The sequence below is a fragment of the Paracoccus sp. SSJ genome, from assembly GCF_030234105.1.
GTDB classification, from domain to species: domain Bacteria; phylum Pseudomonadota; class Alphaproteobacteria; order Rhodobacterales; family Rhodobacteraceae; genus Paracoccus; species Paracoccus denitrificans.
Window position 1 is genome coordinate 1 of sequence record NZ_JASSPE010000067.1, and the last position, 927, is coordinate 927.

Below are 927 nucleotides of genomic sequence, written 5' to 3' on the forward strand. Positions count from 1 at the left end.
ATCAGGAAGAAGAAGATCGCCGCGCAGATCGCCAGATAGGCGTAGTGCCAGGTCTTCTCCAAGGGCGAGGCATAGGTCGGAAGCGCCATGGCGGTTACCCCAGTTTCAGGTTGTCGATGCCGACGAGACGGTCGTAGACCCAGTAGAGGATCAGCACCCCGCCCAGCAGCAGCGCCGCCAGCGCGGCCGCCATGGACCAGTTCAGCGTCTGCGTCATGTGCATCGCGATCATGTTGGAGATCAGCTGCCCCGACGAGCCGCCGACCAGCGCCGGCGTGATGTAGTAGCCCACCGCCAGGATGAACACCAGCAGCGCCCCCGCCCCCAGCCCCGGCAGGGTCTGCGGGAAATAGATGCGGCGGAAGGCGGTCCAGCTGGTCGCGCCCAGGCTGCGCGCGGCGCGCACATAGCTGGGATTGATGGTGCGCATCACCGAATAGAGCGGCAGGATCATGAAGGGCAGCAGGATATGGGTCATGGCGATGATCGTGCCGGTCTGGTTGAAGATCATCTGCAGCCGCTGGTTGTTGCCGATCACCCCCAGCCAGACCAGCACGTCGTTGACCACGCCCTGCTGCTGCAACAGCACGATCCAGGCCGTGGTCCTGACCAGCAGCGAGGTCCAGAACGGCAGCAGCACCAGGATCATCAGCAGGTTGGACTGCCGCATCGGCAGGGTGGCCAGCAGATGCGCGACCGGAAAGCCCAGGAGGAAGGTGGTGGCGGTGATGGCCAGCGACAGCCAGAAGGTGCGCAGGAACAGCTTGCCGTAGATCTGCTGCTGCGCCGGGGCGGAGACGATGTCGCCCTGGTCGTCGCGGGTGCGGTCCACCGCCGCGAGGTAGAAGTTGGCGGTATAGGGCGAGGCGGCCTCGCGCATCACCGACCACAGCCGGGGATTGCCCCACCGGGCGTCCATCTCCAGGA

The 927-nt window shown here is 65.5% G+C and carries 1 protein-coding gene; it reads right to left on the minus strand.

Features of this window, described 5'->3' with window-relative positions; genetic code table 11:
* Window positions 1-94 precede the first annotated feature (94 nt).
* Window positions 95-927: ABC transporter permease (locus QPR87_RS23525; protein WP_285051570.1), on the minus strand; the 833-nt coding region annotated here is incomplete at its 5' end.